A 25,933-nucleotide genomic window follows, 5' to 3' on the forward strand; every position below is an offset into this window, starting at 1 on the left:
ATCTTAAAGGGTGCATTGTCCTTGAAATCGGTCATTTCAGCTGAAATTCATGGAGGGCTCATTTAAAGGTCACATACAAAAAACTCAAAACCAGATATAAGTTACTGATTTTGAGTTTTTGTTTATTCTTTTAAGTGATAAGAGTAACTAGCGACAACGACGTCTTCATGCCATCTGAGAGCGTATTTTAGTTTGAGGCTCATTTGATTGTGTAGGATATTTTGCCAAGGCTTGTTAGGGATAAACTGTGGTACAAGGACTGTAACGGTGTAGTTTTTTTGCTTAGCTTCTTGGGCGATTCGTTTGACATACTTAACGCTAGGGGTGATGATGTCGCGGTAGCTGGTATTGATATTCTTCAGAGTGATATTTGGGAAGTAATCGGCAAATTCCTGGAGGATTTCTTGGTCTTTTTCTGCCGTTTCTTTAGTAGAAATGTGCATGGCCAACACTTCGTCACCGATACTTTGAGCGTAGTTAATGGCTCCGACACTTACTCGAGTAACATTTCCTACTAGGACAAGGACAAGGTTACCGTCATAAGTGCGCTTTTCAATTCCTTCGAAGAGTCGCAGTTGTTTTGCCACTTTTTGGTAATGGCTGTGAATGGACAAAAAGAGGAAAGTTAAAACTAGGATAATTGGGAAGAATGGCCAGATATCTCCCAGTCTGAAGAGAAGTAGAATGAGAACGATAGCATAACAAATGATGGCCCCAAGGATATTAGCAAAGGCAGGTTTTAAGAAGTTTGCTCCTTTTTCCTTTTTCCAATGGCGAATCATCCCAGTCTGAGATAGGGCAAAGGGAACGAAGACCCCGATAGTATAAAGAGGAATCAAGCGTTCAGTATTCCCGTTAAAAATGAGAAGAAGGATCATAGCCCCAAAGGCCAGAGTTAAGATACCGTTGGAGTAGCCGAGACGATCCCCCTTTTCCATAAAGAGATGGGGCATGTACTTGTTTTTAGCCATATTGTAAGCCAGCATAGGGAAGGCTGAAAAGCCAGTATTTGCAGCTACAGCTAGAATTAAGGCTGTCGAGAACTGGAAGAGATAGTAGCTAGCATGACCAAAGAATGAATCACCAAGAATGCCCTTGGCCATTTGCGAGAGGATAGTTTCTCCATTTTGAGGTGTGATGCCCATCCAGTAGTTTAGGAAGGTAATGCCTGCAAAAAGAAAACCTAAAATCAAGGACATGATGGTCAAGGTTTGAGCAGCATTCTTTTCTTTCGGAGTTTTGAAAAATGGTACCGCATTTGAAATAGCTTCAACCCCTGTCAGAGAGGCAGAGCCACTGGTAAAGGCTCTCAATAGGAGAACGATGGAAAGGCTCGGAACGGTTTGCCCAATGGTTGAAGTTGCCTGGTAGTTTAGGGAACCTGTGAATAGTTGAAAGAACCCATAAAGTAAGAGAAAGACGGTACTGAAGATAAAGAGGTAGACGGGAATCATCAGAGAGCTGGCAGATTCTTTCAATCCTCTTAAATTCAAGAGCATGAGCAGGCAGACTAGGAAAATAGAGATATGAAGATTGTAGGGATGGAGGGCAGGGATGGCTGCTGTAATAGCATCAGCTCCAGACGCAACGGATACGGCTACTGTCAGCATATAGTCAACAAGGAGGCTACCACCTGCAATCAAGCCTAGTTCAGGGGAGAGATTTTCCCGAGTGACCATATAAGCCCCACCACCTTGAGGATAGGCGTGGATGATTTGACGATAGGAAATGGTCAAACTAGCGAGCAGTAAGAGGACAAAAATACCAATAGGGAGGCTCCACCAAATAGCGAGAGGAGAGAGACTGACTAAAACGAGAATGACTTGTTCAGGTCCATAGGCAATAGAAGACAGGGCATCACTGGATAACATTGCAAGTGCCTGCATTTTTCCCAACAATCCCCCTTCGCCGTCTGTGAGAGACTTGAGTGGTCGACCGATAAAGGTATATTTTAATTTTCTAAACATTTTCTTTTCCTTTGCTGAAAATTTCAATAAGTGTTATTATACTGCTTTGAAAAAAGGCAGTCAAGGGAGAATGATCGGTATTAGAATATTTTTACAAGCCGGGGGATGCTATTTTTGGTATAATAGATGGAAGAAAATGAGGTTAGAAGAGATGATTTTTGATACGCACACACATTTAAATGTAGAAGAATTTGCAGGCCGTGAGGCAGAAGAAATCGCCTTGGCTGCTGAGATGGGTGTGACACAGATGAATATTGTTGGTTTTGATAAGCCAACCATTGAACGAGCCCTGGAGTTGGCAGATGAGTATGAGCAACTCTACGCAACTATTGGCTGGCATCCGACGGAAGCAGGGACTTACACAGATGAGGTCGAAGCTTACTTGCTTGAAAAGATAAAATATCCCAAGGTTGTTGCCTTGGGGGAGATTGGTCTGGACTACCATTGGATGACAGCACCTAAGGAAGTACAGGAGCAGGTTTTTCGCCGTCAGATTCAGTTGTCTAAGGATTTGAATTTGCCTTTTGTGGTCCATACCCGTGATGCGCTAGAAGATACTTATGAGATTATCAAGAGCGAGGGCGTTGGTCCTCGTGGTGGAATTATGCATTCATTTTCAGGCTCTTTGGAGTGGGCTGAAAAGTTTGTCGAGCTTGGCATGACTATTTCCTTCTCAGGTGTGGTGACCTTTAAGAAAGCGACGGATATCCAAGAGGCTGCTAGAGAACTTCCGTTAGACAAGATTTTGGTAGAAACGGATGCGCCCTACCTGGCTCCTGTTCCTAAACGTGGCCGTGAAAACAAAACAGCCTACACACGCTATGTGGTGGACTTTATCGCCGACTTGCGTGGCATGACGACCGAGGAGTTAGCCGCAGCAACGACTGCAAATGCAGAGCGTATTTTTGGATTGGAAAAACAATCATGAAAGAGAAAATTTCCCAAGTCATCGTAGTCGAAGGACGGGATGATACAGCTAATCTCAAACGTTACTTTGATGTAGAGACCTATGAGACACGAGGATCGGCAATCACTGATCAGGACATAGAGCGGATCCAACGCCTGCATGAATTGCATGGAGTGATTGTCTTTACAGATCCAGATTTTAACGGTGAGCGCATTCGTCGCATGATTATGACGGCTCTTCCGACAGTGCAGCATGCCTTTCTCAAGCGAGATGAAGCGGTTCCCAAGTCCAAGACTAAGGGGCGTTCACTGGGAATCGAACACGCCAGCTATGAGGACCTGAAAATAGCGCTGGCTCAGGTGACAGAACAACTTGAAAATGAGAACGAGTTTGACATTAGTCGCAGCGACTTGATTCGTCTTGGTTTCCTAGCGGGAACAGATAGCCGAAAACGCAGAGAATATCTAGGAGAAAGCCTCCGCATCGGCTATTCCAACGGAAAGCAGTTGCTCAAGCGCTTAGAGTTGTTTGGAGTGACCTTGGCAGAAGTGGAAGAAGCCATGCGCAAGTATTCAATCTAAAGGAGTAAGAAATGAAAAAAGTAATTATTACGGGTGGCAATAGTGGTATTGGCTATCAGGCTGCTAAACAGTTGGCTGAAAAGGGCTGGTCGGTAACTCTCTTTTGTAGACGGGCAGAAGCTGCCGAGCAAGCTTGTGAGAAAATCCGTCAACAAACAGGAAATCGACATGTAGATTATATCTTGGCTGATCTATCTGATATGAAGAGTGTCAGAAAAGCGGCGGAACAGTATATTCAAAAAGAAGACGTTCTAGACGTTCTGATTAACAATGCGGCTGATTTTGACTTATCGGTCAAAAAGCCAATCCTGACTAGGGAGGGATTAGAAAAGCAATTTGCGACCAATGTGGTTGCTCCCTTTTTACTTTCTACCTTGTTGAGGGGCTTGTTGGAAAAGTCAGAAAGTGGTCGGATTATTAATATTTCTTCCCAAGGGCTGATGCTTTATCCCTTCATGAAGCTTGATTTTGAAAATTTAGCTGGTCAAAAACATTATAGTCCTGCCAAGACCTATTATCAGAATAAACTGGCCTTGTTGATGCTGTCGCTTTATATGCGGAAACATTGGAAAGGTATCAAGGTTCAGGCAATCCGTGTGACCAATGTCAAAGTTGATATGCGCCGCTATGATCACCTCAGCACTTTTATGAAAAATTTGTATAAAATCAAGTCAAGATTTTCGATTAGTCCTGAAGAAATGGCCAAAGTCTACACAGCCTTATCTACAGAAGATGGCCATGACGGTTTTCTGTATGACGAGAAATGCAGGGAAGTAAAAGCAAATAGAACTGCTTACGAAGAAGAGGGGCAAGCAAAACTCTATTCCTTACTTGAACAACTGACATTTTCAAGAGACAATCTATAAAGAATTAGAAAAATAAATTTTACGCTTACTTCAATAGTGGAAAGAAATTTAGATATCAAAATCTGTTTGGAGAGTTCTGAAAAGTGATAACAATAACCAGATAACCCGAAAATATAAGGGGAATGTGTTACAATAGAGGTACTTAGATTTATTTTGATAGCGTTAAAATAGAAACTTATAAGGACAGAACGAAATGAAAATCCGAGTTGACAGAGATTCTGTGTGTATTGGGGATGATGTATTGCCCCATGAGACAGAATTCGAGATTTCTGAAGATATGACGGTGAAAGAATTTTTTGACTTTCTAGAAAAGGAACGTTATTTGCCGTCTGTTCAAGGAAATAATGTGGCCTGGGAACTCCGTAATCGAAATGGGGAACACGGTGTTTATTTCACCAAAACACGAGAGATTATCCATCCAGATGCGGTCTTAAAAGAGATGTTGGAAGGAATTACTGAGACTCCCTTATTTGTTTTGCTCTATCATTATACCCCGGAAGCATACTATATTAGAAAAGAGAATAAATGAGAATTGCAGATTATAGCGTGACCAAGGCAGTACTGGAGCGTCACGGTTTTACCTTTAAAAAGTCCTTCGGGCAAAATTTCCTGACGGATACCAATATCCTTCAAAAAATCGTGGATACAGCTGAAATTGATGATCAGGTTAATGTTATCGAAATCGGGCCAGGGATTGGTGCCTTGACAGAATTTTTGGCTGAGCGTGCAGCTCAAGTCATGGCATTTGAAATCGACCACCGTTTGGTACCGATTTTAGCAGATACCCTGCGTGATTTTGACAATGTGACAGTAGTCAACGAGGACATTCTCAAAGTGGATTTGGCGCAGCATATCCAGAGTTTCAAAAATCCAGACCTACCAATCAAGGTAGTAGCCAACTTGCCCTACTATATTACGACGCCTATTCTCATGCACTTGATTGAAAGTGGCATTCCTTTTAGTGAGTTTGTCGTTATGATGCAAAAAGAAGTGGCGGATCGTATCTCCGCACAGCCAAATACTAAGGCTTACGGTAGCTTGTCGATTGCGGTGCAGTATTATATGACAGCTAAGGTTGCCTTCATCGTGCCTCGTACGGTCTTTGTGCCAGCGCCAAACGTAGACTCAGCTATCCTGAAAATGGTGCGTCGTCCAGAGCCTGCTGTAGCAGTAAAAGATGAACAATTTTTCTTTAAAGTTTCCAAGGCTAGTTTCACTCATCGTCGCAAGACCTTGTGGAATAACTTAACAGGCTACTTTGGCAAGACTGATGAAGTCAAGGAAAAGTTGACCAAGGCTTTGGATCAGGCAGGCTTGTCTCCATCTGTGCGTGGGGAAGCACTTAGCTTGGAAGAATTTGCCAGTCTGGCAGATGCGCTTAAAGGACAAGGGCTCTAAGATGCAAGGACAAATTATTAAAGCCTTGGCAGGCTTCTACTATGTAGAGAGTGATGGCCAAGTCTATCAGACGCGCGCGCGTGGGAATTTCCGTAAAAAAGGCCACACGCCCTACGTTGGGGACTGGGTAGATTTCTCTGCAGAGGAAAATTCCGAAGGTTATATCCTCAAAATTCACGAACGGAAAAATAGCCTGGTCCGTCCGCCTATTGTCAATATTGACCAAGCTGTGGTGATCATGTCCGTCAAGGAACCGGACTTCAACAGCAACTTGTTGGATCGGTTCTTGGTTCTTCTGGAACACAAGGGCATCCATCCCATCGTCTATATTTCCAAAATGGACTTGCTGGAAGATAGAGGAGAACTGGATTTTTATCAGCAGACCTATCGTACTATTGGTTATGACTTTGTGACCAGTAAGGAAGAGCTCTTACCTCTGTTGACAGGAAAAGTGACGGTCTTTATGGGGCAGACAGGTGTGGGAAAATCAACCCTTCTCAATAAAATCGCACCGGACCTCAATCTTGAAACAGGAGAAATTTCAGACAGTCTAGGTCGTGGTCGCCATACCACTCGGGCTGTTAGTTTTTACAATCTCAATGGTGGTAAAATCGCAGATACGCCAGGATTTTCATCGCTGGATTATGAAGTGACAACGGCGGAAGACCTCAATCAGGCCTTCCCAGAGATTGCCAGTGTCAGTCGAGACTGTAAATTCCGTACTTGTACCCATACCCATGAGCCGTCTTGCGCTGTCAAGCCTGCAGTGGAAGAAGGCATCATTGCCAGCTTCCGTTTTGACAATTACCTCCAATTCCTCAGTGAGATTGAAAATCGCAGAGAAACCTATAAAAAAGTCAGCAAAAAAATTCCAAAATAAGGAGAAACCTATGTCTCAATACAAGATTGCTCCGTCAATTCTGGCAGCAGATTATGCCAACTTTGAACGTGAAATCAAACGTCTAGAAGCAACTGGTGCAGAATATGCCCATATCGATATCATGGATGGTCACTTTGTACCACAAATCAGTTTTGGTGCAGGTGTGGTCGAAGCTCTTCGTCCTCATAGCAAGATGGTCTTTGACTGCCACTTGATGGTCTCTAATCCTGAACATCATATAGAAGACTTTGCGCGTGCAGGTGCAGATATCATCAGCATTCATGTCGAAGCAACGCCTCATATCCATGGTGCTCTTCAAAAGATTCGTTCTCTAGGGGTCAAACCTTCGGTCGTTATCAATCCTGGTACTCCGGTTGAAGCTATCAAACACGTGCTTCATCTAGTTGATCAAGTCTTGGTCATGACGGTTAACCCTGGCTTCGGCGGGCAAGCCTTTCTACCTGAAACCATGGATAAGATTCGTGAGTTGGTTGCCCTTCGTGAGGAAAAAGGTTTGAACTTTGAAATTGAGGTCGATGGCGGTATTGATGACCAGACCATTTCTCAGGCTAAAAAAGCTGGTGCGACCGTTTTTGTAGCAGGATCCTATGTCTTTAAGGGAGATGTCAATGAGCGAGTACAAACTCTCAGAAAACAACTGGACTAGGGTTGCCGTTTTTGCAGGCGGAGACCGTGGTCATTATCGGACGGATTTTGACTGCTTTGTCGGTGTGGATCGCGGTTCGCTCTGGGTTTTGGAAGAAGATCTGCCTCTGGCTCTAGCAGTTGGGGATTTTGATTCGGTGACTGCAGACGAACGTCAGTTGATTCAAAAATGTGCCCAACATTTTGTTCAAGCCCAGCCAGAAAAGGATGATACAGATCTGGAATTGGCTCTCTTGACCATCTTTGAGCAAAATTCTCAGGCTCAGGTGACTATTTTTGGGGCTTTGGGTGGTCGAATTGACCATATGCTGGCTAATGTCTTTCTGCCTAGCAATCCCAAGTTGGCACCCTATATGCGCCAGATAGCGATTGAGGATGGGCAAAATGTGATTATCTATTGTCCAGAAGGGACCAGTCAGCTAGAGCCTCGTTCAGACTATGACTATCTAGCCTTTATTCCGGTTCGGGATAGTCAGTTGACCATTATCGGAGCCAAGTATGAGTTGACAGAGGAAAATTTTTTCTTCAAAAAAGTGTACGCTTCTAACGAATATATAGATAGGGAAGTTTCGGTAACTTGCCCAGATGGCTATGTCGTCGTGCTGCATAGCAAGGACAGGAGGTAGGATGGAGACTGTATTACTACTATTATTAATTGCCAACCTAGCTGGGCTCTTTCTCATTTGGCAGAGGCAGGATAAGCAAGACAAATATCTAGTCAAGAGTTTGGAAGACCAGGCAGACAATCTTTCAGATCAATTAGATTACCGCTTTGAACAAGCCAGGCAAGCCAGCCAGCTAGATCAAAAAGACTTGGAAGTGGCTGTCAGTGACCGCTTGCAGGAAGTACGAATGGAATTGCATCAAGGCTTGACTCAAGTCCGTCAAGAAATGACAGATAATCTCCTCCAAACCAGAGACAAGACCGACCAACGTCTCCAAGCCTTGCAGGAATCAAATGAGCAACGCCTAGAACAAATGCGCCAAACAGTCGAGGAAAAACTAGAAAAGACCTTGCAGACGCGTTTGCAGGCTTCCTTTGAGACAGTTTCCAAACAACTGGAGTCTGTCAATCGTGGTCTTGGAGAAATGCAGACGGTTGCCCGTGATGTCGGAGCCCTCAACAAGGTTCTCTCAGGAACTAAAACGCGAGGTATTCTGGGTGAATTGCAACTGGGGCAAATCATCGAAGACATCATGACGCCTGCCCAGTACGAACGAGAATATGCAACGGTTGAAAACTCCAGTGAACGAGTGGAATACGCCATCAAGTTACCTGGACAAGGCGACCGGGAATACGTCTATCTACCAATTGACTCCAAGTTTCCACTGGCAGATTATTACCGCCTAGAAGAAGCCTATGAAGCAGGTGATAAGGACGAGATTGAACGCTGTCGTAGATCTCTCTTGACAAGCGTTAAGCGTTTCGCCAAGGATATCAAGAGCAAGTATATAGCGCCGCCTCGGACGACCAATTTTGGAGTTTTGTTTGTTCCAACAGAAGGACTTTACTCAGAAATCGTCCGCAATCCTGTCTTCTTTGATGATTTGAGACGGGAGGAGCAGATTATTGTCGCAGGTCCAAGTACCTTGTCGGCCCTGCTTAACTCCCTATCAGTTGGCTTCAAAACTCTCAATATCCAAAAGAGTGCTGATCATATCAGCAAGACCCTAGCTAGTGTCAAGACCGAGTTTGGTAAGTTCGGAGGCATTCTGGTCAAGGCACAAAAGCATCTTCAACATGCCTCTGGCAATATTGATGAATTATTAAACCGTCGCACCACAGCTATTGAGCGGACGCTCCGTCACATTGAGTTATCAGAAGGTGAGCCTGCGCTTGATCTACTCCATTTCCAAGAAGATGAGGAAGAATATGAAGATTAGTCACATGAAAAAAGATGAGCTGTTTGAAGGTTTTTACCTGATCAAATCAGCTGACCTGAGACAGACACGAGCTGGGAAAAACTACCTAGCCTTTACCTTCCAAGACGATAGTGGCGAGATTGAAGGAAAACTCTGGGATGCTCAGCCTCATAACGTTGAGGCCTTTACCGCAGGGAAAGTGGTCCACATGCAGGGGCGCAGAGAAGTTTATAATAATACTCCTCAAGTCAATCAAATTACTCTCCGCCTGCCTCAACCTGGCGAACCCAACGATCCAGCTGATTTCAAGGTCAAGTCACCAGTCGATATCAAGGAAATCCGTGACTACATGTCGCAAATGATTTTCAAAATTGAAAATCCTGTCTGGCAACGTATCGTTCGCAGTCTCTACACCAAGTATGATAAGGAATTCTACTCCTATCCAGCTGCTAAGACCAACCACCACGCCTTTGAAACGGGTTTGGCCTATCATACAGCAACCATGGTGCGCTTGGCAGATGCCATTAGTGAGATTTATCCTCAGCTCAACAAGAGCCTCCTCTATGCGGGAATTATGTTGCATGACTTGGCCAAGGTTATTGAGTTGACGGGACCAGACCAGACGGAGTACACAGTTCGAGGCAATCTCCTTGGGCATATCGCTCTCATCGATAGTGAAATTACCAAGACAGTCATGGAACTAGGTATCGATGATACTAGAGAAGAAGTGGTGCTACTGCGCCATGTCATCCTCAGTCACCATGGCTTGCTGGAGTATGGAAGTCCAGTCCGTCCACGCATTATGGAAGCAGAGATTATCCATATGATTGACAATCTAGATGCCAGCATGATGATGATGTCAACAGCTCTAGCTTTGGTGGATAAAGGAGAGATGACCAACAAAATCTTCGCCATGGACAATCGTTCCTTCTATAAACCAGATTTAGATTAATAATTTAAGAAAAACGAGCATTTTTTACGCAATAATGTTCGTTTTTTTATGTGAATGTGGTATAATGGATAAAATATCAAAATTAAATGGAATGGTAAATAAAAATGAAATTAAGAAGAAGTGATCGGATGGTTGTCATTTCCAACTATTTGATTAATAATCCATACAAACTAACCAGTCTCAATACCTTTGCGGAAAAGTACGAATCAGCTAAATCATCTATCTCAGAGGACATCGTGATTATCAAGCGTGCTTTTGAAGAAATCGAAATCGGCCATATCCAGACAGTGACTGGAGCAGGTGGTGGCGTTATCTTTACACCATCCATCTCTAGCCATGAAGCTAAAGAAATGATCGCAGACTTGCGTGATAAGCTTTCAGAAAGCGACCGTATCTTGCCAGGTGGCTACATCTACCTGTCTGATTTGCTTAGTACGCCTGCCATTTTGAAAAATATTGGTCGTATCATTGCCAAGAGTTTTATGGACCAAAAAATCGATGCCGTTATGACAGTAGCAACAAAGGGTGTTCCGCTTGCAAATGCAGTTGCCAATGTCCTCAACGTTCCTTTTGTTATCGTGCGTCGTGATTTGAAAATTACTGAAGGTTCAACGGTCAGCGTCAACTATGTATCAGGATCAAGTGGCGACCGCATTGAGAAAATGTTCCTTTCAAAACGCAGTCTCAAGGCAGGCAGTCGTGTCTTGATCGTGGATGACTTCTTGAAAGGCGGCGGAACGGTCAACGGGATGATTAGTCTCTTGCGTGAGTTTGATTCAGAGTTGGCTGGTGTTGCAGTCTTTGCAGACAATGCCCAAGAAGAACGTGAAAAGCAGTTTGATTACAAGTCACTCTTGAAAGTAACCAATATTGATGTCAAGAACCAATCCATCGATGTCGAGATTGGCAATATCTTTGACGAAGACAAATAAGAGATAGAACTAAAGGTTGGAACGATTGTCCCAGCCTTTCTTTGCAAACAGAATAGAAGGATGCTTATGAAAACACCATTTATCAGCCGAGAAGATTTGGAAACGATTGTTGCAGAGTTCCCGACTCCCTTTCACTTATATGATGAGAAGGGAATTCGCGAAAAAGCAAGAGCGGTCAACGAGGCCTTTTCCTGGAACGAGGGCTTTAAGGAATATTTTGCAGTCAAGGCCACCCCAACACCAGCCATCTTGAAAATCCTCAAAGAGGAAGGCTGTGGTGTGGACTGTTCCAGTTATGTGGAGCTCCTGATGAGCCATAAACTTGGATTTGCAGGTCCTGAGATCATGTTCTCATCAAACAATACACCAGACCAAGAGTATGCTTATGCGCGTGAATTGGGTGCAACCATTAACTTGGATGCCTTTGAAGACATTGCGCATCTGGAGCGAGCAGCAGGCATTCCAGAAATCATCTCTTGTCGTTACAATCCAGGAGGAGTCTTTGAATTAGGAACAGACATCATGGATAATCCTGGAGAGGCTAAGTTTGGGATGACCAAGGATCAACTCTTTGAAGCCTTTGCTGTTTTGAAGGAAAAAGGAGCTAGGACTTTTGGGATTCATTCCTTCCTAGCATCCAATACCGTCACCCATCTCTACTATCCAGAGTTGGCCCGCCAGCTCTTTGAATTAGCTGTGGAAATCAAAGAAAAATTGGGCATTTCACTAGACTTTATCAATCTTTCCGGCGGTATTGGTGTCAACTATCGCCCAGACCAGGAGCCAAATGATATCGCTGTGATTGGTGAGGGAGTTCGTAAGGTTTATGAGGAAGTCCTTACGCCAGCAGGTCTTGGTCAGGTTAAGATTTTCACCGAATTAGGCCGCTTTATGTTGGCACCTCATGGAGCTCTTGTCACAAGAGTCACTCATAAGAAAAAAACTTACCGTACCTATCTAGGTGTGGATGCATCAGCAGTCAACCTCATGCGCCCCGCCATGTATGGAGCCTACCACCATATCAGCAATCTGACCCATCCAGACGGACCAGTTGAGGTGGTAGATGTGGTTGGTTCACTCTGTGAAAACAATGATAAATTTGCAGTGAACCGCGAACTACCTCATACAGAAATCGGTGATTTACTGGTGATTCATGATACAGGTGCACATGGATTCTCCATGGGTTACCAGTACAATGCCAAACTACGCTCGGCAGAAATTCTCTATACCGAAGAAGGAAAAGCCCGCCAAATCCGCCGTGCAGAGCGTCCTGAGGACTATTTTGCAACCTTGTATGGTTTTGATTTTGAATCGGATCAGTAAAAGAAATTGAAAATGAAAGTGAAAAACAGATTGCTTTCTAAAAAATAGACAAAAAACCTTGTTTTTCATCTTACTCGTGATATAATAAAACTATAAAACGGTTTCAAGGAAGGTGACGATATGTCTGAAGAAACAATTGACTATGGACAAGTGACAGGAATGGTGCATTCGACAGAGAGTTTTGGGGCGGTAGATGGCCCTGGGATTCGTTTCATTGTCTTTTTGCAGGGTTGTCACATGCGTTGCCAGTACTGTCATAACCCTGATACATGGGCTATGGAGACCAATAAATCACGCGAACGGACAGTAGACGATGTCTTGGCAGAAGCCCTTCGCTACCGTGGTTTCTGGGGAGACAAGGGAGGAATCACTGTTAGTGGTGGAGAAGCCCTCTTACAGATTGATTTCCTAATTGCCCTCTTTACCAAGGCCAAAGAAAAAGGAATCCACTGTACCTTGGATACCTGTGCCCTTCCATTCCGTAATAAACCGCGTTATCTCGAAAAGTTTAATAAACTCATGGCGGTGACAGACTTGGTTCTCCTAGATATCAAGGAAATCAACGAAGAACAGCACAAGATTGTCACAAGTCAAACCAATAAAAACATCTTGGCTTGTGCCCAGTACCTATCAGATATTGGGAAGCCTGTTTGGATTCGCCACGTGCTGGTTCCAGGTTTGACGGACAGAGATGAGGACTTGATCGAACTCGGTAAGTTTGTCAAGACCCTTAAAAATGTTGACAAGTTTGAAATTCTACCTTATCACACGATGGGTGAGTTCAAGTGGCGTGAACTTGGAATTCCTTATTCGCTCGAAGGGGTTAAACCTCCAACAGCAGACCGTGTCAAGAATGCCAAGGAATTGATGGATACAGAAAGCTACCAAGACTACATGAAACGTGTTCATGGATAAAAAAGAAGCCTGATGGAGACATCGGGCTTTTGTGATGCAAAAAGACTTAGCCTTTCAGCTAAGCTTTTTCTTATTTTTTAGAATGTTGTTTACCAGCATTGCGTTTTTTATGTTTCTTATTGGTCATGATCGCAGTTGCTTGGTTTGGAGTGACATCTTTGCGTCCGCCTCCAGTTGAAAATGAACTTGCTTTTGGTGGATTCTTGGCAAATTCTTCACGAACTTTTTTGCGAAGTTTTGGACGAACAACATAGTTAACGATGAACTGTTGGAGAATCATCATGAAACCACCGACAACCCAGTAAAGCGTCACACTGGCTGGTGCGAAGAGGGAGAAGACGACAATCATGAGTGGACTCACGTAAATCATTCTTTTTAGTTGATCTCTTTGCATCTCGTCTTCTACTCCATGAAGTGAGAGGAGTGATTGGAGATAGTAGAGGATACCAGCGAAAGCGACAAGGAGCAGACTTGGTGAACCAAGATCGATACCCAAGAAGGTAGAGCTAGCTACTCCATCAGTGTATTGGGCTGCAAAGTAGATAGCAGAGAAGAAAGGCATTTGAATGAGGATAGGGAAACATCCTACTCCACCGAACACACTGATGCCATGTTCTTTCTGAGCATCCCAGAGAGCTTGTTGCGCTTCTAGTTTTTCTTCCTGAGTTGTTGCTTCTTTGAGGCGTGTTTGATGTGGCTCAAGGACATGTTTGAGGGCATTCATCTTTTCAGAGTGAAGCGTTGCCTTCCATGATTGGTAGATACCAAGTGGCAAGATAATCAAACGTACGATAATGGTTACGATAATGATAGCCACACCAAAGCCTAGACCTTTATCAGTAGCGAAGTACTTGATAGCTTCAGCCATAGGTGCTCCGATGGTATTCCAAATCAATCCTGTGGGTTGTCCTGTTGCTTTGTCTACTTGGACACAGCCTGTCAAGACGAGTAGCAAAGCCACTCCCATAGCAGAGAGGGCAAAACGTTTAATAGATTTCAATGTTTTCATTCCTTCTTTAAAAATTATACCTTTCTATTCTACTGTTTTTTTGTAAAATATACAATAGTTCTAGAGACCTAATTTGCGACTTTGAAGTCCGAATAGGATGAAAAGTTGCTCATTTGTACATCTAGATAGGTAACTTTTGAAAAAGGTGTCGGACCTTTTCGGATTTCTTGGATAAATTTTGCCATAGTGGCAGAGGAGTCTGCCTGAGCAAGAATTTCCACTGTGCCATCGTCGTTATTCCAGACACGACCAGTGATGCCACCGATTTCAAGAGCTAAAGTACAAACACCCCAGCGAAAACCAACACCCTGCACCCTGCCTTGGGCAATCATTCTAACCTTTTGCATACCAAACCCCTTTGATTGTGTTATAATATTTCTATGACTATTATAACCTCAAAAGCCAATTCTGTGGTAAAAAATGCCAAGAAATTACATCAAAAAAAATATCGAAAGTCTGCTTATTTGATTGAGGGCTGGCACTTGTTTGAAGAAGCTGTTCAAGCAGGAGTGACGATTGAAAAGGTCTTTGCCCTAGAAAGTTACCGAGATCAGCTAGCTGCTTTTCCTCAAACTATCTGGGTTTCAGAGGAGATTTTGCTGGATTTGGCAGATACGCAAACTCCTCAAGGGATTGTTGCAGTGATTCAAAAAGAAGAAGTGGGTCTGCCCGATCTTCGTCGGGGAAAGTTTTTATTTTTAGAAGATGTCCAAGATCCTGGGAACGTAGGTACCATGATTCGGACTGCGGATGCTGCAGGTTTTACAGGGGTTATTGTCTCAGACAAGTCAGCAGATATCTACAGTCTCAAGACCCTGCGATCCATGCAAGGAAGTCATTTTCATTTGCCCATCTATCGGATGTCTCTTGCTTCCTTTGTAGAAGAGGCAAAGAAGAGCAATTTGTCCATTCTAGCAACGACCTTATCCAAAGAATCCAAGGACTATCGTGAGCTTTCTCCCTTAGAAAACTTTGCTTTAGTCATGGGAAATGAAGGACAGGGGATTAGTTCTGTTATGGCTGAGAGTGCTGATCAGCTGGTTCACATTGGCATGAAAGGCCGAGCAGAAAGTCTCAACGTAGCAGTTGCAGCAGGCATTTTGATGTTTTATTTCAGCTAATTTATAAAATCTTTGTTATAATCAAGACATATTTATAGAAAAAGGAGAATCAGAATGAATCAAACGATTATTCAAGAACGTTCAGGTCTCAATCAATTTTACGCTAAGGTCTATGCTTTTGTAGGACTTGGGATTGGTCTATCGGCTCTCGTGTCAGCTTTGATGTTGACAGTCTTTCAGGCCCAATTGGTCTACTTTTTAATGCATGGCCGTCTCTGGTTGATGATTGCAACTTTTGCAGAACTTGCTCTAGTCTTTGTTGCAAGTAGCATGGCTGCAAAAAATAGCCCAGCAGCTCTCCCAGTATTTTTAGTTTATTCTGTTTTAAATGGATTTACGCTCAGTTTTGTCGTAGCCTTCTATACACCTGGGACCGTCTTATCAGCCTTTGTATCCAGCGCCCTTCTCTTCTTTGTCATGGCGGCAATCGGAATTTTCACTAAGAAAGATTTGAGTGGAATGGGACGAGCTTTGATGGCAGCGCTTGTTGGTCTCATCATTGCCATGGTTGTGAATCTATTTTTAGCCAATAGTTTCTTTGACTACATGATTAGTATTGCCATGGTCTTGGTCTTCTCAGGTTTGATTGCTTGGGACAACCAAAAGATTCGCTATGTTTACGAGCAGTCGCGAGGACAAGTAGCGACAGGTTGGGTCATCTCGATGGCGCTCAGCATCTATCTAGACTTTATCAACCTCTTCCTTAGCATCTTACGTATCTTTGGTCGAAACGATTAATGAATGTCAGAGTCAGTGTTCAAAAGAGCACTGACTTTTTCTTATTTACTCTTTTCTTTTCTTGGAAATAGGTGTATAATGCTTTTAACTAATTTTTGAGGAGCTGTTTATGAAGAAAAGTTTTATTCATCAACAAGAAGAAATTTCCTTTGTCAAAAACACTTTTACCCAGTATTTGAAAGATAAGTTAGAAGTTGTTGAAGTTCAAGGTCCTATCTTGAGCAAGGTCGGAGATGGGATGCAGGACAACCTGTCAGGTGTCGAAAATCCAGTATCTGTCAAGGTTTTGCAGATTCCAGATGAAACCTATGAAGTCGTTCACTCACTTGCCAAATGGAAACGCCACACCTTAGCTCGCTTTGGTTTTGGTGAAGGTGAAGGTCTGTTTGTTCATATGAAGGCCCTTCGTCCAGACGAAGATTCGCTCGATGCGACTCACTCTGTTTATGTGGACCAGTGGGATTGGGAGAAGGTTATCCCAAATGGTCAACGCAATATCGCCTATCTCAAAGAAACTGTTGAAAAGATTTACAAGGCTATTCGTCTGACAGAGCTAGCAGTAGAAGCTCGCTATGATATCGAATCGATCTTGCCAAAACAAATCACCTTTATCCATACAGAAGAGTTGGTAGAACGTTACCCAGACTTGACACCAAAAGAGCGTGAAAATGCGATCTGTAAAGAGTTTGGTGCAGTCTTCTTGATTGGTATCGGTGGCGAGTTGCCTGATGGCAAACCTCATGACGGCCGCGCACCTGACTACGATGACTGGACAACAGAGTCTGAAAATGGCTACAAGGGGTTGAATGGCGATATTCTCGTTTGGAACGAATCTCTTGGTTGTGCCTTTGAACTTTCATCAATGGGGATTCGGGTAGATGAGGATACCCTTCGTCGCCAAGTGGCTCTTACAGGAGACGAAGATCGTCTTGAGCTGGAATGGCATAAAGCTCTGCTTAACGGCCTTTTCCCACTGACAATTGGTGGAGGTATCGGACAGTCTCGGATGGCCATGTTCCTTCTTCGTAAGAAACACATCGGAGAGGTTCAGACCAGTGTTTGGCCTCAAGAAGTTCGCGATACTTACGAAAATATTTTGTAGAGAATCGAACCGCAAGGTTCGGTTTTCTTTCTCTTTTTGCCTATAATTTGGTATAATAAACGGTATGAAAATCGTATCAGGAATCTACGGAGGGCGTCCCCTCAAGACGCTAGAAGGCAAGACGACGAGGCCGACATCAGATAAGGTGCGTGGAGCTATCTTTAACATGATAGGTCCCTATTTTGAGGGTGGTCGTGTCTTGGATCTCTATGCTGGCAGTGGTGGTCTGTCTATTGAAGCTGTGTCAAGAGGGATGTCTCATGCTGTCTTAGTGGAACGGGATCGAAAGGCACAAGCTATCATCGCTGAAAATATCCAAATGACCAAGGAAGTTTCCAAATTTCAGCTCTTAAAGATGGAGGCTGAACGGGCCTTGGAGCAAGTGAAAGGTCCCTTTGACCTGGTCTTTTTGGACCCGCCCTATGCCAAGGAACAAATCGTTGCAGATATCGAAAAAATGGCAGAAAGAAACCTTTTCTCCGAAGAGGTCATGGTTGTCTGCGAAACCGATAAGTCTGTGGAACTTCCAGAAGAAATCGCCTGCTTAGGCATCTGGAAGGAAAAAATATATGGGATTAGTAAGGTGACAGTCTATGTCAGATAAAATTGGATTATTTACAGGATCATTTGATCCGATGACAAATGGACATCTGGATATCATTGAACGTGCCAGCAAACTCTTTAATAAGCTCTATGTCGGGGTTTTCTACAATCCCCATAAACAAGGTTTTCTCCCTGTTGAAAATCGCAAACGAGCAGTCGAAAAATCTGTGGCGCATTTAGATAATGTAGAGGTCCTGGCTTCTCACGACCAATTAGTCGTCGATGTTGCAAGGAGACTGGGGGCCAAAACCCTTGTCCGTGGCTTGCGAAATGCCACCGACTTGCAATATGAGGCTAGTTTTGACTACTACAATCATCAACTGGCTCCAGAAATCGAAACCATTTACCTATATAGTCGCCCAGAGCATCTTTATATTAGCTCTTCGGCCGTGAGAGAACTTCTGAAGTTTGGTCAGGAGATTCAGCAATATGTCCCAAACAGTGTTGTGGAGGAATTAGAACATGAAGAAAAAAACTAGATGGCCCTTATATGTCATCCTAGCACTAGTATTGACTTTTTTAGCCTTTGTAGTACCTTTACCATACTACATAGAAGTTCCAGGTGGAGCGGAAGATATTCGTCGCGTTTTGAAAGTCAATGAAACAGAAGACACAGAAGCAGGAGCTTACCAGTTTGTAACAGTCGGCATTCGACACGCAACCCTGTCGCATCTTGTCTATGCTTGGTTAACACCTTTCACGGATATTAGAAGTGCCAAGGAGACTACGGGTGGCTCTACGGATGCGGAATTTATGCGGATCAATCAGTTCTACATGCAAACTTCTCAAAACATGGCCAAGTATCAAGGACTGAAGACGGCTGGCAAGGATATCGAACTCAAGTACCTGGGAGTTTATGTCTTAACTGTGACGGACAATTCAACTTTTAAGGGCATTCTGAACATTGCAGACACCGTGACGGCTGTTAATGACAAAACATTTGATAGTTCAAAAGACTTGGTCGACTATGTTAATTCTCAACAATTAGGGGATACGGTCAAGGTAACCTATGAAGAAGACGGAAAAGTCAAGTCTGCTGAAGGTAAAATTATCACTCTCGAAAACGGGAAAAACGGGATTGGGATTGGTTTGATTGACCGTACGGAAGTGACCAGTGATGTTCCCATTCGCTTTTCAACAGCTGGTATCGGCGGGCCAAGCGCCGGTCTCATGTTTAGCCTAGCTATTTACACCCAGATAGCAGATCCAGGACTTCGTAATGGTCGCGTCGTTGCGGGAACGGGAACCATTGATCGCGATGGAAATGTTGGCGACATCGGTGGAATTGACAAAAAAGTAGTTGCAGCCTCTCGTCAGGGAGCCAACATCTTTTTTGCTCCTGACAATCCAGTCACTGAGGAAGCAAAAAAAGCAGATCCCAATTCGAAAAGCAACTATGAAACAGCCCTAGAAGCTGCTAAAACGATCAAAACAGAGATGAAAATCGTTCCCGTTAAGACCTTGCAGGATGCGATTGATTACCTTAAAAACAATCCCTAATTCGTAGAAAAATTGAAAACTAGCGCGCAAGCGGATAAGATGGTATAATAGTCAAATGGTTCAATTATTATTCACTCTAAGTAGTCATATACTCTTTATTTATTTGAGTTTTTACCTTTTGAAGGATCTTGTGAGATGGGAAAAGGTTTTAAAAGTAACCGCTACTAACACAAAAAAGGTTCGTTTGTTGGTAGGCTTCTTTAGTATGGTAATGGGGTACATCTTGAGTTCATTCTTTATCAGTTTGTACCAACTGTGGCAAGAAGCGCTTAGAGGACTATTATAAAATCAAAAGTAAAGGAAACAACTATGGAAAAAATTGTGGTTCAAGGCGGAGATAATCGTCTGGTCGGGAGTGTAACGATCGAGGGAGCAAAGAATGCAGTCTTACCTTTGTTGGCAGCGACTATTCTAGCAAGCAAGGGGAAGACAGTCTTGCAGAACGTCCCAATCTTGTCAGATGTTTTCACCATGAATCAAGTAGTTCGTGGTCTGAATGCCAAGGTGGACTTTGATGAGGAAGCTCATGTTGTCGAGGTTGATGCGACTGGTGATATCACGGAGGAAGCTCCATACAAGTATGTCAGCAAGATGCGCGCATCGATCGTTGTCTTGGGGCCAATCCTTGCTCGTGTAGGACATGCCAAAGTTTCTATGCCAGGGGGATGTACCATCGGGAGTCGTCCAATCGACCTCCACCTCAAAGGTTTGGAAGCTATGGGGGCAAAGATCACCCAGACAGCTGGTTACATCGAAGCTAAGGCAGAACGCCTGCATGGCGCTCATATCTACATGGACTTTCCTAGTGTTGGTGCAACACAAAACCTGATGATGGCAGCGACTCTAGCTGATGGTGTGACGGTCATTGAAAATGCTGCGCGTGAGCCGGAAATTGTTGACCTCGCTATTCTCCTTAATGAAATGGGAGCCAAGGTCAAGGGAGCTGGTACTGAAACAATCACAGTAACTGGTGTCGAGGAACTCCATGGTACGACTCACAGTGTCGTACAGGACCGTATCGAAGCCGGAACCTTTATGGTGGCTGCAGCTATGACAGGTGGGGATGTTCTCGTTCGTGATGCAGTCTGGGAACACAATCGCCCCTTAATCTCAAAACTACTTGAAATGGGTGTTGAAGTGACAGAGGAATCTGAGGGTATTCGTGTTCGTTCTCAACTTGAAAATCTCAAGGCTGTTCATGTAAAAACCTTGCCACATCCAGGATTTCCAACAGATATGCAGGCACAATTTACAGCTCTGATGACAGTCGCAAAAGGGGAATCCACCATGGTGGAAACGGTGTTTGAGAATCGCTTCCAACACTTGGAGGAAATGCGCCGTATGGGCTTGCATTCAGAGATTATCCGTGACACAGCTCGTATTGTAGGGGGGCAGGCTTTACAGGGGGCAGAAGTTTTATCAACGGACCTTCGCGCTAGTGCTGCTTTGATTTTGACAGGTTTGGTGGCGCAAGGAGAAACAGTTGTCGGTAAACTAGTCCACCTTGATAGAGGTTATTACCGCTTCCATGAGAAGCTAGCTCAGTTAGGAGCGAAGATTCAGCGAATCGAGGCAAATGATGAAGAAGAATAAAAACTTACGCTATGTACTCCGTCGTTTATTGCTGATTTTTATCGTACTATTGCTAGGCTTTCTGGCTTTAGGAATCGGCTTGATGGTAGGCTATGGAATCCTAGGAAAGGGACAGGATCCATGGGCTATCTTGTCTCCAGCAAAGTGGCAGGAATTGATTAGCAAATTTACAGGAAATTAGACTGGGAGACCAGTCTTTTTCTAAAGAAATAAGGAGAAAAATGGACAAAAAAACAAGACAAGCTCTGATAGGATTACTTCTATTCTTACTCTTGGCTGCTGGAAGCTACTACATCAAGCAGATGCAGTCAGTACCAAATAGCCCTAGAACCAAGGTTAGTCAGAAAAAACAAGCTTCAGAAGCACCCAGTCAGGAGCTAGCTGAAAGTGTCTTAACTGAGTCAATCAAAAATCAAATCAAGGGGGGGCTCGAGTGGAATGGAGCAGGGGCCTTCATTGTCAATGGCAATAAAACCAATCTAGATGCCAAGGTTTCTAGCAAACCCTATGCGGATAATAAGACAAAGATAGTTGGAAAAGAAACAGTCCCGACTGTTGCCAATGCCATCTTATCCAAAGCGACTCGGCAGTATAAGAACCGTGAAGAAACAGGCAACGGCTCAACCTCCTGGACGCCACCAGGATGGCATCAGGTCAAGAATCTAAAGGGAGCCTATACACACGCAGTAGATAGGGGGCACTTATTGGGTTATGCCTTGATAGGTGGGTTAGATGGCTTTGATGCTTCTACCAGCAATCCCAAGAACATTGCAGTTCAGACAGCTTGGGCCAACCAGGCTCAGGCTGAAGATTCGACAGGGCAGAACTACTATGAGAGTTTGGTCAGAAAAGCCTTGGACCAGAATAAGAGAGTCCGTTATCGGGTAACTCTCCACTATGCTACAAATGAGGACCTAGTTCCATCGGCTTCACAAATTGAAGCCAAGTCTTCGGATGGCGAATTGGAATTCAACGTCCTGATTCCAAATGTTCAAAAGGGAATCCAGCTTGATTACCAAACGGGTCAAGTAACAGTGACGGATTAGAAACAATAGATACAATAAAAAAACAGCTCCTTTGTCTTCTAGAGGCAGGGGAGTTGTTCTTTAAATGAAAAATAATGTGAATCCTGATCGATTTTATGATATAATGGAACACAAGATACTATTTTAGGAGAAGGACTATGGAAGACCCGAGCAGTCAGAATTTGTTGCTACAGTTTGTATTGTTATTTATCTTGACCTTGTTAAATGCTTTTTTCTCAGCCACTGAAATGGCGATGGTGTCACTAAACCGTTCCCGAGTGGAACAAAAGGCAGAAGAGGGAGACAAACGTTACATTCGTTTGTTAAAGGTACTTGAAAATCCTAACCACTTTTTATCAACAATTCAAGTTGGTATCACGTTAATTACCATCTTGTCAGGGGCTAGTTTAGCAGACACTCTAGGACGCGAAATCGCATCTTGGATAGGAAATAGTGAAACAGCTTACGCTATTGCAAGTTTTCTATCTTTAGCGTTTTTGACCTATATTTCTATTGTTTTTGGGGAACTCTATCCCAAGAGAATCGCTCTAAATCTGAAAGATACCTTGGCCATCCGAACCGCACCAGTCATTATTGGCTTGGGGAAAATTGTCAGTCCCTTTGTCTGGTTGTTATCTGCTTCAACCAATCTCTTGAGTCGTTTAACGCCAATGACCTTTGATGATGCGGATGAAAAAATGACTCGAGATGAAATTGAGTACATGTTGACCAAAAGTGAGGAAACTTTGGATGCAGACGAAATCGAGATGTTACAAGGGATCTTCTCTCTAGATGAGCTGATGGCGAGAGAAGTCATGGTTCCTCGGACAGATGCCTTTATGGTGGATATTCAGGATGATAGTCAAACCATTATCCAAAGTATTCTAAAGCAAAATTTCTCACGTATCCCTGTTTATGATGGGGATAAGGACAATGTGATTGGTTTGATTCATACCAAGCGTTTGCTAAACGCTGCCTATGCAGATGGCTTTGAAAATATTGTCTGGAAGAAGATCTTACAAGATCCACTCTTTGTTCCTGAAACTATTTTTGTGGATGACTTGCTAAAAGAATTGCGAAATACCCAAAGACAAATGGCCATTTTGCTCGATGAATATGGTGGTATGGCTGGTTTGGTAACTCTGGAAGATCTTTTAGAAGAGATTGTCGGTGAGATTGATGACGAGACCGATAGGGCAGAAATCGAAGTCCATCAAATCGGTGAGGACACCTATATTGCACAGGGAACCATGAATCTTAACGACTTCAATAACTACTTTGGTGTCGAACTAGAAAGCGATGATGTGGATACCATCGCCGGTTATTATTTGACGGGTGTTGGAACGATTCCAACAACTGAGAAAATCAGTTATGAACTGGTCAGTCAAAACAAACAAATTGTCCTGACCAATGATAAGGTGAAAAATGGACGTGTTACCAAGGTAAAAGTTCAAATCACAGAACTAGAACCTGAAGAAGAAACAGAATAAAGCAGTGACTTGAGTCACTGCTTTATATTTCCCCAAATCCGCCCCAAAAGTTTTTCGAAGTTATCCGTATTTATCTGAAGAAAAAATAAAAAAAGCCCGTTTTTCGGGCTTTTCATTCGGTTAATTCCTGTTAATTCAGGTACTGAAAGGCGGTAGACGGATTTGAACCGACGATCAAGCTTTTGCAGAGCCGTGCCTTACCACTTGGCTATACCGCCTCAACGTTTATTATTATACCTTGAAAATCATTTCCCGTCAATAGTTTCTTATTCTAAAATCCAATTTAAGAAAACAGATGATGATCGAAGAAGTGAGAAAAAGCTTTTAAAAATCCTCTTCTGAAGAAGATCAGACTAGAAAGTATTTCTTGCAGAAACAAACAAAGAATGCAAGAATTTTGACAAATAGAAGTTTTTTGAGGAAATGCGCCTAAATATTCTGAAAATTCGTTTACTTTTTAAAAAATATATGTTATAATTTCCAATAAGCCTAAATTTTTCAAGAGGAGTTAAAAACATGAAAAAAAGTAGAGTATTTGTTGCAGCAGGTGTTGCTTTATTAGCAGCAGGAGTACTAGCTGCTTGCGGTTCTTCAAAATCATCTGATTCAACAGCGCCAAAAAATTATGGTTATGTTTATACAGCTGACCCAGAAACGTTGGATTACCTCATTTCAGGGAAACAAAGTACTAAGGTCGCCACTTCAAATGGTATCGACGGTCTTTTCACAAACGACAAGTATGGGAATTTAGTTCCTGCAGTTGCAGAAGACTGGTCCGTTTCAAAAGATGGTTTGACTTATACCTACAAGATTCGTAAAGGTGTCAAATGGATGACATCTGATGGCGAAGAGTATGCTGAAGTAACAGCCAAAGACTTTGTAAATGGTTTGAAACACGCAGCTGACAATAAATCAGCAGCTAAGTATCTAGCAGAAGATTCAGTTAAAGGTCTAGCTGACTATATAGCTGGAAACAATAAAGATTTTGCTTCAGTCGGTGTAAAAGCAGTTGATGATTATACCCTTGAATACACTTTGAACAAACCAGAACCATACTGGAACTCTAAGCTGGCCTACTCAATCTTCTGGCCATTGAACGAAGAATTTGAAAAATCAAAAGGATCTGATTTTGGTAAAGCGACTGACCCTACATCATTGCTTTACAATGGACCATTCTTGCTGAGAGGTTTGACTGCTAAGTCATCTATCGAATTTGTGAAGAATGAAAACTATTGGGACAAAGACAATGTTCATCTTGATAAAGTAACACTTGCTTACTATGATGGTTCTGATCAAGAATCAATTGAACGTAACTTTACAAGTGGAGCTTATAGCTATGCTCGCCTTTTCCCTACAAGTTCGAACTACTCTAAAGTTGAAGAGACCTACAAGGACAATATCTACTACAATCCATCAGGACCTGGTATCGGTGGTTTGGGTGTGAACATTGACCGTCAAGGATACAAATACACTTCTAAGACAACTGATGAAGAGAAGACTTCTACTAAGAAAGCCCTTCTTAACAAGGACTTCCGTCAGGCTTTGAACTTTGCCTTTGACCGTACTTCGTACTCAGCACAAATTAATGGTAAGGAAGGCGCTCCTCTTGCAGTTCGTAACCTCTTTGTGAAACCAGACTTTGTCTCTGCAGGCGAAAAAACTTTCGGTGACTTGGTAACTGAAAAGATGGCTGCTTACGGTGATGAATGGAAGAATGTAAGCTTTGCGGATGGTCAAGATGGACTTTTCAACGCCGATAAAGCCAAAGCAGAATTTGCGAAAGCTAAAACAGCATTGGAAGCAGAAGGTGTGAAATTCCCTATCCACTTGGATATCCCAGTAGACCAAACATCTAAAAACTATATCGCACGTATTCAATCCTTCAAACAATCCGTTGAGACAGTACTTGGAGAAGAAAACGTAGTCATCGATATCCAACAAATCACTACAGATGAACTACAGAATATTACATACTATGCAGCAAGCGCTGCGGCAGAAGATTGGGATCTCTCAGGTGCTGTTGGATGGAACCCAGACTATGAAGATCCATCAACTTACCTTGATATCTTGAAGACAACGAATGCTGAACAAACTAAAACATACATGGGTTATGAAGGTGCAGATAATGCTGCAGCAGCTCAAGTTGGTTTGAAAGAATACGATAAGTTGGTTGATGAAGCAGGAAAAGAAACAAGTGACTTGAATGTTCGTTATGAAAAATACGCGGCTGCCCAAGCTTGGTTGACAGATAGTTCACTCTTCTTGCCAGCTATGTCATCAAGTGGTGCTGCACCAATCATTTCTCGTGTTGTCCCATTCTCTGCATCTTACAGTCAATCTGGAGATAAGGGCTCAGACGTATACTTCAAGTATATTCAGTTACAAGACAAGGTTGTAACAAAAGCTGACTATGAACAAGCTCGTGAAAAATGGCTCAAAGAGAAAAAAGAATCAAACGAAAAAGTTCAAAAAGAATTGACAAATCACGTTAAATAAATAACT

28 protein-coding genes and 1 tRNA gene are annotated in these 25,933 nt (G+C 43.1%); 25 read left to right on the forward strand and 4 right to left on the reverse strand.

What is annotated here, in order from left to right:
* Positions 1 to 122: 122 nt before the first annotated feature.
* Positions 123 to 1,967, reverse strand: a complete 1,845-nt coding sequence (locus tag A6J84_RS08960; protein WP_000488829.1) for an APC family permease — start codon at positions 1,965 to 1,967, stop codon at positions 123 to 125.
* A gap of 151 nt (positions 1,968 to 2,118) precedes the next feature.
* Between A6J84_RS08960 and A6J84_RS08965 the strand changes: the two genes are divergently transcribed.
* The 13 genes from A6J84_RS08965 (at position 2,119) to pflA (ending at position 13,250) form a co-directional block, all read left to right on the forward strand.
* Positions 2,119 to 2,895 (forward strand): TatD family hydrolase, encoded by a 777-nt coding sequence (locus A6J84_RS08965; RefSeq protein WP_095726422.1) that lies wholly within the window; start codon positions 2,119 to 2,121, stop codon positions 2,893 to 2,895.
* Positions 2,892 to 3,455, forward strand: coding sequence for a ribonuclease M5 (gene rnmV, locus A6J84_RS08970; protein ID WP_095726423.1), 564 nt, complete (start codon positions 2,892 to 2,894; stop codon positions 3,453 to 3,455). Before A6J84_RS08965 ends, rnmV begins: the two co-directional genes overlap by 4 nt.
* Before the next feature lie 11 nt (positions 3,456 to 3,466).
* On the forward strand, positions 3,467 to 4,321 hold the full coding sequence (locus tag A6J84_RS08975) for an SDR family NAD(P)-dependent oxidoreductase (protein ID WP_095726424.1): 855 nt from the start codon (positions 3,467 to 3,469) through the stop codon (positions 4,319 to 4,321).
* Positions 4,322 to 4,514: 193 nt separating this feature from the next.
* On the forward strand, positions 4,515 to 4,850 hold the full coding sequence (locus tag A6J84_RS08980) for a hypothetical protein (protein ID WP_000702740.1): 336 nt from the start codon (positions 4,515 to 4,517) through the stop codon (positions 4,848 to 4,850).
* Positions 4,847 to 5,719: a 16S rRNA (adenine(1518)-N(6)/adenine(1519)-N(6))-dimethyltransferase RsmA gene (gene rsmA / locus A6J84_RS08985; protein WP_001216874.1), complete on the forward strand. Its 873-nt coding sequence runs from the start codon at positions 4,847 to 4,849 to the stop codon at positions 5,717 to 5,719. Before A6J84_RS08980 ends, rsmA begins: the two co-directional genes overlap by 4 nt.
* A gap of 1 nt (position 5,720) precedes the next feature.
* Complete coding sequence (rsgA, locus tag A6J84_RS08990; protein WP_008276660.1) at positions 5,721 to 6,599, forward strand: ribosome small subunit-dependent GTPase A; 879 nt, start codon at positions 5,721 to 5,723, stop codon at positions 6,597 to 6,599.
* Between the two features lie 10 nt (positions 6,600 to 6,609).
* Entirely contained in the window at positions 6,610 to 7,266 is a 657-nt protein-coding gene (gene rpe / locus A6J84_RS08995; protein ID WP_000084999.1) for a ribulose-phosphate 3-epimerase, read from the forward strand.
* Positions 7,229 to 7,891 (forward strand): thiamine diphosphokinase, encoded by a 663-nt coding sequence (locus A6J84_RS09000; protein WP_000006125.1) that lies wholly within the window; start codon positions 7,229 to 7,231, stop codon positions 7,889 to 7,891. The genes rpe and A6J84_RS09000 overlap by 38 nt, the downstream gene beginning before the upstream one ends.
* 1 nt (position 7,892) lies before the next feature.
* Positions 7,893 to 9,149 (forward strand): DNA recombination protein RmuC, encoded by a 1,257-nt coding sequence (rmuC, locus tag A6J84_RS09005; RefSeq protein ID WP_000450910.1) that lies wholly within the window; start codon positions 7,893 to 7,895, stop codon positions 9,147 to 9,149.
* Entirely contained in the window at positions 9,139 to 10,080 is a 942-nt protein-coding gene (locus tag A6J84_RS09010; RefSeq protein WP_000703203.1) for a 3'-5' exoribonuclease YhaM family protein, read from the forward strand. The genes rmuC and A6J84_RS09010 overlap by 11 nt, the downstream gene beginning before the upstream one ends.
* A gap of 104 nt (positions 10,081 to 10,184) precedes the next feature.
* Positions 10,185 to 11,012: a pur operon repressor gene (gene purR / locus A6J84_RS09015; protein ID WP_002874197.1), complete on the forward strand. Its 828-nt coding sequence runs from the start codon at positions 10,185 to 10,187 to the stop codon at positions 11,010 to 11,012.
* Positions 11,013 to 11,078: 66 nt separating this feature from the next.
* Positions 11,079 to 12,335, forward strand: a complete 1,257-nt coding sequence (locus A6J84_RS09020) for a diaminopimelate decarboxylase (protein WP_000856538.1) — start codon at positions 11,079 to 11,081, stop codon at positions 12,333 to 12,335.
* Positions 12,336 to 12,455: 120 nt separating this feature from the next.
* A complete protein-coding gene (pflA, locus tag A6J84_RS09025; RefSeq protein ID WP_001288275.1) occupies positions 12,456 to 13,250 on the forward strand; it encodes a pyruvate formate-lyase-activating protein in 795 nt (264 codons plus the stop codon).
* A 70-nt stretch (positions 13,251 to 13,320) separates the two neighbouring features.
* Here the strand turns inward: pflA and yidC are convergent, their stop codons facing one another.
* Both yidC and A6J84_RS09035 read right to left on the reverse strand, forming a co-directional pair.
* A complete protein-coding gene (gene yidC / locus A6J84_RS09030) occupies positions 13,321 to 14,250 on the reverse strand; it encodes a membrane protein insertase YidC (protein ID WP_008276647.1) in 930 nt (309 codons plus the stop codon).
* A 77-nt stretch (positions 14,251 to 14,327) separates the two neighbouring features.
* On the reverse strand, positions 14,328 to 14,606 hold the full coding sequence (locus tag A6J84_RS09035) for an acylphosphatase (RefSeq protein WP_001174608.1): 279 nt from the start codon (positions 14,604 to 14,606) through the stop codon (positions 14,328 to 14,330).
* A gap of 33 nt (positions 14,607 to 14,639) precedes the next feature.
* Between A6J84_RS09035 and A6J84_RS09040 the strand changes: the two genes are divergently transcribed.
* The 11 genes from A6J84_RS09040 to A6J84_RS09090 all read left to right on the forward strand — a co-directional run bounded on the left by A6J84_RS09040 (position 14,640) and on the right by A6J84_RS09090 (position 23,431).
* Positions 14,640 to 15,380, forward strand: coding sequence for a TrmH family RNA methyltransferase (locus tag A6J84_RS09040; RefSeq protein ID WP_008276644.1), 741 nt, complete (start codon positions 14,640 to 14,642; stop codon positions 15,378 to 15,380).
* 54 nt (positions 15,381 to 15,434) lie between these two features.
* Positions 15,435 to 16,118, forward strand: coding sequence for a Bax inhibitor-1/YccA family protein (locus A6J84_RS09045; protein WP_001076863.1), 684 nt, complete (start codon positions 15,435 to 15,437; stop codon positions 16,116 to 16,118).
* Positions 16,119 to 16,227: 109 nt separating this feature from the next.
* Entirely contained in the window at positions 16,228 to 17,220 is a 993-nt protein-coding gene (gene asnA / locus A6J84_RS09050; protein WP_000747998.1) for an aspartate--ammonia ligase, read from the forward strand.
* A 64-nt stretch (positions 17,221 to 17,284) separates the two neighbouring features.
* Positions 17,285 to 17,824, forward strand: a complete 540-nt coding sequence (gene rsmD, locus A6J84_RS09055) for a 16S rRNA (guanine(966)-N(2))-methyltransferase RsmD (RefSeq protein WP_000706943.1) — start codon at positions 17,285 to 17,287, stop codon at positions 17,822 to 17,824.
* The gene (gene coaD, locus A6J84_RS09060; RefSeq protein ID WP_001280722.1) at positions 17,814 to 18,302 is read left to right on the forward strand and encodes a pantetheine-phosphate adenylyltransferase; all 489 of its coding nucleotides are present in this window, start codon (positions 17,814 to 17,816) and stop codon (positions 18,300 to 18,302) included. The genes rsmD and coaD overlap by 11 nt, the downstream gene beginning before the upstream one ends.
* Positions 18,286 to 19,323, forward strand: a complete 1,038-nt coding sequence (locus tag A6J84_RS09065; RefSeq protein WP_000730773.1) for a SepM family pheromone-processing serine protease — start codon at positions 18,286 to 18,288, stop codon at positions 19,321 to 19,323. Before coaD ends, A6J84_RS09065 begins: the two co-directional genes overlap by 17 nt.
* A 55-nt stretch (positions 19,324 to 19,378) precedes the next feature.
* A complete protein-coding gene (locus tag A6J84_RS09070; RefSeq protein WP_008276638.1) occupies positions 19,379 to 19,609 on the forward strand; it encodes a DUF1146 family protein in 231 nt (76 codons plus the stop codon).
* Positions 19,610 to 19,632: 23 nt separating this feature from the next.
* Positions 19,633 to 20,916: a UDP-N-acetylglucosamine 1-carboxyvinyltransferase gene (murA, locus tag A6J84_RS09075; protein ID WP_000411920.1), complete on the forward strand. Its 1,284-nt coding sequence runs from the start codon at positions 19,633 to 19,635 to the stop codon at positions 20,914 to 20,916.
* Positions 20,903 to 21,097 (forward strand): DNA-directed RNA polymerase subunit beta, encoded by a 195-nt coding sequence (locus tag A6J84_RS09080; RefSeq protein ID WP_000739701.1) that lies wholly within the window; start codon positions 20,903 to 20,905, stop codon positions 21,095 to 21,097. The genes murA and A6J84_RS09080 overlap by 14 nt, the downstream gene beginning before the upstream one ends.
* A gap of 40 nt (positions 21,098 to 21,137) precedes the next feature.
* Positions 21,138 to 21,962, forward strand: a complete 825-nt coding sequence (locus A6J84_RS09085; protein ID WP_000359005.1) for a DNA/RNA non-specific endonuclease — start codon at positions 21,138 to 21,140, stop codon at positions 21,960 to 21,962.
* A gap of 137 nt (positions 21,963 to 22,099) precedes the next feature.
* On the forward strand, positions 22,100 to 23,431 hold the full coding sequence (locus A6J84_RS09090; RefSeq protein WP_000390014.1) for a hemolysin family protein: 1,332 nt from the start codon (positions 22,100 to 22,102) through the stop codon (positions 23,429 to 23,431).
* Between the two features lie 147 nt (positions 23,432 to 23,578).
* Here the strand turns inward: A6J84_RS09090 and A6J84_RS09095 are convergent.
* A tRNA-Cys gene (locus A6J84_RS09095) sits at positions 23,579 to 23,649 on the reverse strand.
* A 298-nt stretch (positions 23,650 to 23,947) separates the two neighbouring features.
* On the opposite strand from A6J84_RS09095, the gene A6J84_RS09100 reads away from it, so the two are divergent.
* Complete coding sequence (locus A6J84_RS09100; RefSeq protein WP_000749710.1) at positions 23,948 to 25,927, forward strand: peptide ABC transporter substrate-binding protein; 1,980 nt, start codon at positions 23,948 to 23,950, stop codon at positions 25,925 to 25,927.
* The last annotated feature ends 6 nt before the right edge of the window (positions 25,928 to 25,933 follow it).

The sequence above is a fragment of the Streptococcus sp. FDAARGOS_256 genome (genome assembly GCF_002289235.2).
GTDB lineage: Bacteria > Bacillota > Bacilli > Lactobacillales > Streptococcaceae > Streptococcus.